This window comes from Streptomyces sp. NRRL B-24572 (assembly GCF_002156145.1).
Taxonomy (GTDB): Bacteria; Actinomycetota; Actinomycetes; order Streptomycetales; family Streptomycetaceae; genus Streptomyces; species Streptomyces vietnamensis.
Genome location: NZ_MWIG01000569.1, coordinates 1 through 4,353 on the forward strand (window position 1 = coordinate 1; position 4,353 = coordinate 4,353).

Annotated in this window: 5 protein-coding genes and 1 pseudogene; 2 read left to right on the forward strand and 4 right to left on the reverse strand. The window is 72.5% G+C overall.

Features of this window, described 5'->3' with window-relative positions; all coding sequences use genetic code 11:
- The first annotated feature begins 189 nt into the window (after window positions 1–189).
- Window positions 190–1,320, forward strand: a complete 1,131-nt coding sequence (locus CCN56_RS30195; RefSeq protein ID WP_179200032.1) for a cytochrome D1 domain-containing protein — start codon at window positions 190–192, stop codon at window positions 1,318–1,320.
- Window positions 1,321–1,327: 7 nt separating this feature from the next.
- Window positions 1,328–1,987 (forward strand): annotated as a pseudogene (locus CCN56_RS30200) (DedA family protein); the annotation flags it as partial.
- A 16-nt stretch (window positions 1,988–2,003) separates the two neighbouring features.
- On the opposite strand, the gene CCN56_RS30205 reads toward CCN56_RS30200, so the two are convergent.
- The 4 genes from CCN56_RS30205 to CCN56_RS30220 all read right to left on the reverse strand — a co-directional run.
- Window positions 2,004–2,696, reverse strand: coding sequence for a DUF6230 family protein (locus CCN56_RS30205; RefSeq protein WP_086831119.1), 693 nt, complete (start codon window positions 2,694–2,696; stop codon window positions 2,004–2,006).
- Window positions 2,693–3,301: a hypothetical protein gene (locus CCN56_RS30210; RefSeq protein ID WP_086831120.1), complete on the reverse strand. Its 609-nt coding sequence runs from the start codon at window positions 3,299–3,301 to the stop codon at window positions 2,693–2,695. Before CCN56_RS30210 ends, CCN56_RS30205 begins: the two co-directional genes overlap by 4 nt.
- Entirely contained in the window at window positions 3,298–3,684 is a 387-nt protein-coding gene (locus CCN56_RS30215) for a DUF6114 domain-containing protein (protein ID WP_086831121.1), read from the reverse strand. The genes CCN56_RS30210 and CCN56_RS30215 overlap by 4 nt, the downstream gene beginning before the upstream one ends.
- The coding region (locus CCN56_RS30220) for a DUF6230 family protein (RefSeq protein WP_086831122.1) at window positions 3,678–4,353 on the reverse strand (676 nt) is incomplete at its 5' end. The genes CCN56_RS30220 and CCN56_RS30215, both read right to left, overlap by 7 nt.

Here is a 4,353-nt window from a genome sequence, read left to right on the forward strand (position 1 = left end):
CGGCGCGGCCGGACCGCGGTCCCCGCGCCGCCGCGTTCACTCGTTCGGAGCGCGCGGTGTCGGCCGGTCGGGCGACAACGCGTGTCCTTCCGCCTCTCCTCCGGCCCGGTGCGGGAAGAAAGGGCAGGACCCATGCGCTCCCGCGACCGTGCCGGGGGCAGCCCGATCGCCGTCCCCTGGAGGCTCCCCGTGCCGGCACGTGACCCGCAGGAAGGCACCCGCCGTCGGTTCGTCGGCCGGCTCCGCGCGGTACTGGCCGCGGCGGCCTTCGTCGCCTCGACGGCCGCCGCGCCCGCGGCTGCGGCGCCGCAGCCGCAGCAGCAGGACGACGCATCGGCGTCCGACCGCGCCTACGTGGCCAACGCCACCGCCAGGACCGTCTCGTTCCTCGACACCGACGACCGGACCGTCACCCACACGGTGGCCGTGCCGTCCGGCGCGGCCGACGTGGGCGTCTCCCGGCAGCGGCACCGCGCCTATGTGACCGGCGGCAGCGGCTCTCGCACCGTCAGCGTCGTCGACACCGTCCGGGCCAGGGTGATCCGCACGATCCGGGTCGGCGACCGGCCCGAGGGGATCGCGGTCAGCCGCGACGGCCGGCGCGCCTATGTCACCAACGCGGACTCCGGCACCGTCTCGGTCATCGACACCCGCTCCGACCGGGTCGTGCGCACGCTGCGGGTCGGCACCTTCCCCAAGGGCGTGGCGGTCTCCCCCGACGGACGCCGCGTCTACGTCGCCAACCTGCTGTCCGGCAGCGTGTCGGTGATCGACGCCTTCCCCGGCCGGGTCGCGGCGACCGTGCCGCTGGGCACCGGCACCGCCGCCTACGACGTGGCCGTCAGCCCGGACGGCACCCTGGCGTACGTGAGCACGGGCAACGGCACCGACTACGTGTCCGTCCTCGACACCCGCGCGGCCACCGTCCTCGACGCCGTGCCGATCGAGGCCGGCGCGGAGTCGCTGGCCGTGGCGCCCGACGGCACGTCGGTGTACGTGACCTCCGGCTTCGGCAACGACAAGGTGTCGGTCATCGACACCGAGATCGGCGTCGTGGCGCGCACCTTCCGCGTTCCCGGCGGCTCGGAGGGCCTCGCGCTGGGCTACGAGGGGCGGCAGCTGTACGTCGCCACGGGGCTCGGTTCGCGCTCCGCGGTGTACGTCGACACCGAGACCGACCGGGTCATGGGCTCGACGGCGGTCGGCTCCGGACCGATGAGCGTGGCCGTCGAGGTCGAGCCGGAGCCGGTGTCCCCGCGCGCCGGTACCGACCGGCACGTCCACTGGAAGACGGGCCGGAAGCAGGCGACCACGCGCTGACGGTCCCGTGTCCACGACGTTCCTCGCGACCGGGGTCTCCGACTGGTGGTCGCCCGACTACTGGATCTCCACCTTCGGCCTGATCGGCATCCTGGTCATCGTCTTCGCCGAGTCGGGGCTCTTCGCCTTCCTCCCGGGTGACTCGCTGCTCTTCACCGCGGGTCTGCTCGTGGCCGACGGCCGGTACATCCACCAGCCGCTGTGGCTGGTGATCGTCCTGCTCGTGGTGGCGGCCGTGCTCGGCGACCAGGTGGGTTATCTGATCGGCACGTACTTCGGGCCGAAGCTCTTCAACCGGCCGAACTCCAGGTTCCTCAAGCGGGAGAACCTGGACAGGGCGCACGAGTTCCTGGAGAAGTACGGGCCCAAGGCGATCGTCCTCGCCCGGTTCGTGCCGATCGTGCGGACCTTCGCGCCGATCGTGGCGGGGGCCGGGCGCATGAGGTACCGCACGTTCCTCACGTACAACGTGATCGGCGCGATCGGCTGGGGTGCGGGCGTCACGCTCGCCGGGTACTGGCTCGGTCGGGTCGGTTTCATCAGGGCCCACGTCGAGGTCATCCTCATCGCGATCGTCCTGCTCTCGCTGGTCCCGGTGGTCCTCGGGGCCCTCAAGGCCCGCCGCAGGGCGAAGGAGGCCCGCGCCGACGCGGCGGGCCCGTCCCCACGCGGCGATTGACGGGTCACGGCGTGCCGGGCGTCCCGGTGGGCGCGGCCGGGGCGGGGCAGGCGACCGTGCCCGGCCGTACGGAGAGGGAGAGCTTCGGGGTGGTGAGGAGACCCGGGATCTGGAAGTCCTGGGCGGTGCCGGTGATCCGGTCGAACTTGGCGTAGCGCGCCTGGATGCCGAAGCGGTGCTGCGGGCTGTCGAGCGGGTTGACGACGTACGCGCCGGAGGCGTCCTTGACGGTCTTCACGTCGGCGCCGTTCGTGTTGAGGTCGACGACGCCGTCCATGTCGAGGACGCCGGTGGCGTTGCGCAGGTCGAGGACGGTGTTCTTCGTCCTGATCTCCCAGGAGCCCGGGTTGTCGTCGCCGAGGGTGAGCAGCAGGGTGTACGTGGCTCCCGCGATCTGCTGCCGCCGGCTCAGGCAGAGGCCGTTGATGACGCCGTCCGCGAAGCCCATGCGGAGCACGCGCTCGCTTCCGGTGGAGCCGTCGGGCCGTACGACGGCCTGGTCGACGACGGCGGCGCCGTACTGCGTCCCGTACAGGCTGCTGGTGGTGAAGTCGACGGGCCGGTCCTGGATCCGGAGGCCGACGGCGAGCGCCCCGCTCGCCATGGCGGTGCCGAGGCCGCCGGCGGCGAGGAGCGCGGGCACGGCGACGGCGAGGGACCGGCGCCAGTGGGTACGGCCTTCTTCGCGGCTGCTCATGGCGTGGTCACCGTGATGGTTCCGGGGAGGTGGACGGGGTTGTCGGTGGAGTTCAGGGCGGCGTGGTCGTCGACCGTCCGGATCGCGTAGATGTCGCCGGCGAAGTCCTCGGCCCCGGCGGTGAGCGGGATGAGGGAACCGAAGAAGTCGAGCAGCCCCTGCACGCCGCAGATCTTGACGAGGACGCGGACGCAGACGTTGGTGATGTTCCCCCACATCGTCGTCGTCTCGGCCTTGCCCGCGCTGTCGTAGCCGCCGAGCGAGCCCTCCCCTGGCACGTCGATGGTGACGGTGTGTCCGGCCGCCTGCTGGACCACGTTCATGTGCGAGCGGATCTGGAGCTTGGTGAAGGTGTACTTGGTGGTGGTGCGCGTGGAGCCGTCGGAGAGCCGGATGGTGACGTTCTTCTCGACCGTCATGGAGACGGCGACCATGCTGCCGATGGTGACGTGCAGCGGGTCCGGGGAGGGCAGGAAGGGCACGCCGAGGGGGTCGACCGCGGCTGTCGCGCCCGAGGCGCTGCTCGGCTGCCCGGACCAGACGGCCGTGGCGACGGCGAGGAGCAGGGCGGCCGCCACCGAGCACGCCTTGCGTCGCGCCGTCATCCTTCCACCGCCCGGCGGCGCGGGCGTTTGGCGCCCCAGCCGACCATCATGGAGCCGCCGAGCACGCCGAGCGTCATGCCGAGCAGGAAGCCGCCCAGGTTGGAGACGACGAGGGAGACGACGGCGAGGACCGCGCCGATGAGCCCGAAGGTGTACCGCTGGGCGGGCAGCGCGAGCGGGATGAGGCCGCACAGGATCATCCCGCCGCCGACGAGGTAGCCGGCCACTCCCCCGAAGCCGGTGCTGACGATCAACTGCAGGGAGCTGAGGGAGAACTTGAGGACGGTCCAGCCGCCGGCGACCAGCCACACCCCGCCCCAGAACGGCCGGGTGCGGCGGAAGGCACGGAACCAGGTGTACGCGGTCCTCGCCCGGCTCAGCATGCGTTCGCCGTTCCCGCGACGACCCTGATCTTCAGGTCGGGCAGCACGAGCGCCCCGGCCATCTCGGCGTCGTACGCGGTGGCGTTCAGTCCGTGCAGGGCGATGGAGCTGCCTCCCTCGCCGCCGGCCGAGCCGAGTCCGAAGCCGCCGGGCAGGGCACCGGTGAGCGGCTTGCCGGCGACGGTGACCTGGTCGGCGGACTGGCCGAGCACCGCGTTCTGGAGGGTGGTGGGCCCGTACGCCTGGAGTTCGGTGGCCTGGATGTAGAGGTTCGAGGCGTCGATGTCGGTGGTGAAGGTGGCGGGCGGGGTGGCCGTCACCGTCTGGCCGCCCGTCAGGAGCAGCGAGTACGGGACCCCGGCGATCGTCTGGTGGACGATGCCGCACAGTCCGGCGAGGTGGGCGCTGGCGAAGCCGACGCGCGCCATCGCGGTGTTGGTGGTGCTGGTGCCGTCGGGGCGCCCGACGGCGGGGGTGTTGACGATGGCGCCGAAGCCGCTGCCCTCGACCCCGTTGGAGGTCAGGGTGAAGGGCTGCCCGGTGACGCTGAAGTTGGCGGCGAGGGCGCCCTGCGCGAGCGCGGTGCCGAGGACGCCGATGGCGAGGGCCGAGGGGACGAAGGCGAACGCGCCGCGTCCCCAGCGGGTGCCGCGGCGGGTGCCGTCGGCG

Coding starts and splice junctions, on each gene's coding strand:
- CCN56_RS30210 (WP_086831120.1), bottom strand. CDS start 3,301: ATGACGGCGCGACGCAAGGCGTGCTCGGTGGCGGCCGCCCTGCTCCTC.
- CCN56_RS30215 (WP_086831121.1), bottom strand. CDS start 3,684: ATGCTGAGCCGGGCGAGGACCGCGTACACCTGGTTCCGTGCCTTCCGC.
- CCN56_RS30205 (WP_086831119.1), bottom strand. CDS start 2,696: ATGAGCAGCCGCGAAGAAGGCCGTACCCACTGGCGCCGGTCCCTCGCC.